Source organism: Vibrio sp. S234-5 (assembly GCF_000960595.1).
Taxonomy (GTDB): domain Bacteria; phylum Pseudomonadota; class Gammaproteobacteria; order Enterobacterales; family Vibrionaceae; genus Vibrio.
In genome coordinates, this window is sequence record NZ_JZAM01000437.1 from 1 (window position 1) to 2,133 (window position 2,133).

The 2,133-nt window shown below is 42.7% G+C and carries 3 protein-coding genes and 1 pseudogene; 1 reads left to right on the top strand and 3 read right to left on the bottom strand.

What is annotated here, in order from left to right:
- The coding region (locus tag UF06_RS22890) for a transposase (RefSeq protein WP_045569239.1) at positions 1-123 on the top strand (123 nt) is incomplete at its 5' end.
- Positions 124-397: 274 nt separating this feature from the next.
- Here the strand turns inward: UF06_RS22890 and UF06_RS22895 are convergent.
- The 3 genes and pseudogenes from UF06_RS22895 to UF06_RS28140 all read right to left on the bottom strand — a co-directional run bounded on the left by UF06_RS22895 (position 398) and on the right by UF06_RS28140 (position 1,479).
- Positions 398-817: pseudogene (locus tag UF06_RS22895) on the bottom strand (GNAT family N-acetyltransferase).
- A 293-nt stretch (positions 818-1,110) separates the two neighbouring features.
- The gene (locus UF06_RS28495) at positions 1,111-1,359 is read right to left on the bottom strand and encodes a DUF3709 domain-containing protein (protein ID WP_082069824.1); all 249 of its coding nucleotides are present in this window, start codon (positions 1,357-1,359) and stop codon (positions 1,111-1,113) included.
- Positions 1,360-1,479: a hypothetical protein gene (locus UF06_RS28140; RefSeq protein ID WP_242402053.1), complete on the bottom strand. Its 120-nt coding sequence runs from the start codon at positions 1,477-1,479 to the stop codon at positions 1,360-1,362.
- Positions 1,480-2,133: the final 654 nt, after the last annotated feature.

A 2,133-nucleotide genomic window follows, 5' to 3' on the forward strand; every position in this document is an offset into this window, starting at 1 on the left:
GTAGAGGGTGTGAACAACCGAATAAAGACGCTGAACAAAGTCGCCTATGGGTATCGTGATTGGGAATTTTTTGAGTTAAAAATCAAAGCCAGTCATGAGGCGAAGTATCGATTTTCCGGATGAACCGAATTTCCAGCGCCAAAGAATAAATGTCCGAAAAACAGCGCTCTAAGAAGCCAACTTGCCGACAAACACCGAACTGAAAAGCCGAGGGAACAAAGAAAAACCATAACCAACTGATTTTACGTGATTAAGCATAACGCCGCGTTAAGGGGCAGCCAACGCTACTACCAACTTTCCGCATAACACTGTAACCACAAAAACCAACGCATAATAAAAATGCCACGCGTTGGCTGTCCCTCTTGAACGCTTTGTTATAAGCAAATAACACATTGATTTAATTGATTTTCAACTGTTCTGCGCGATATAGAACCCATGCACTATTAAGAGCTTCAAAACCAATTTTCGGATAATAACCTTGTGCTTTCGGTGCTGACAGTAAAACCAATTTACAGCTTGGGCTCAGCTCTTCTTTGGTCACTAAGATCAGATATTTACCTATACCATTGGATTGAACACTTTCATCAACAGCTAAATCAGACAGATAGCAGCAATAATGGAAATCTGTCACTGAACGAGCAACACCGACAAGTTGATCGTTCAGCCATGCGGTCACAATTAAATTAGAGTTATCGAGCATACCCTGAATAGTTGACTCATTATCCAAAGGACGACGCTAACCCAATGAAGTTTTCTTCAGTAAACTCACGAATTGTTCAACTGAGATTGGATGGTTTACTTTGTACTCGATTTCCATTTTTCATCCTCTGGGGCTGAATTTGCTTATAACGCCCGCCTAAGGGGCTGACAACGCATTACCACTAAACTCAACCACAACAACTGCAACCACCGCGGCTCATTGGGACTGGAAACGCCACGCGTTGACAGTCCCTCTTGAGGCGTTTGTTATGCTTAAGCTTCAACACTTTACATTTGAACTAAACCAAGAATAACTCATTGAAATAATTAACCAAACCTCGAATTCTCTTGAGTTAGAACTGACTCAAACTTTACCTATAAACTGACCAATACAGGGTTTCATCCTGCAAATCAGCCAAAGTGGAAACCCTCTCCGACAAACCTACTCACCACGCATGAGCACAATAACTCAATGAGACAATCACGCTGAAACTTGAAGCGATAGACACATTGCTGTTTCATTAGGCAGCGAAAAACAATGCTCAATTGCCGACTAACTTTCAGCCTGCAAGTAAAGGCACCAAACTGCTCAAAGCAACTTGAAAGAGCAAAACTCAACTCGCGCAGACTCAAGAACCCAATGAGGCAATCACTCAGAATTTACAACGCCAGATACATTGCCGTTTCATTAGGCAGCGAAAAACAATATTGAATTGCCGACAAAACCTGAACAACATGCCTAAGGGATCGACAATCACAACCTGCTGATTTTTTATGGATTAAGCATAACGCCCGGTTAAGGAGCTGACAACGCAAAACACTGAACTCAAAATAACAACCGTAATCACAAAGGCCGATTTGAACATAAACCGCCACGCGTTGGCAGTCCCTCTTTAACCGTTTGTTATGCAAATTCAATAAGATAAACTGACTTTACTCGATCAAAAGCCACCATTGCAATGGTTGAGTGATTCAAGAATCAACCCAAGCCAGAGCCGTGATAAATATGCCGCCAAAACAAAGCCCACCTTTCAGCAACCAACCAAGCTTTTGAATCAGGAAAACTCAACGAGCGAAAACTTCAGCAAGTACAAAATGCTCGATAAACTTGCCCTTTCCACACTTTGCGCACGCTGAATTGACAACAAACCAGCACCAAAACTCATTGAGGCAAACAAAGAACCTTGCCTGTTTTACGGTTTGAGTTAACCACGAATTTTAGGGTAGCAATGCTCATTTGCCGACAACACAAAACCAATGGCCGGAGAAATCCAAAAGATTGCCCCCCTAAATTTACCTGAGTTGCATAACGCCGCGTTAAGGGGTGCAGGCACGCAATACACAAGTTACCGCACAATGCCGTAACCACCAAACCTAACGCAAACTGAAAATGCCACGCGTGCCAAATCCCACTTGAACGCTTTGTTATGCTTA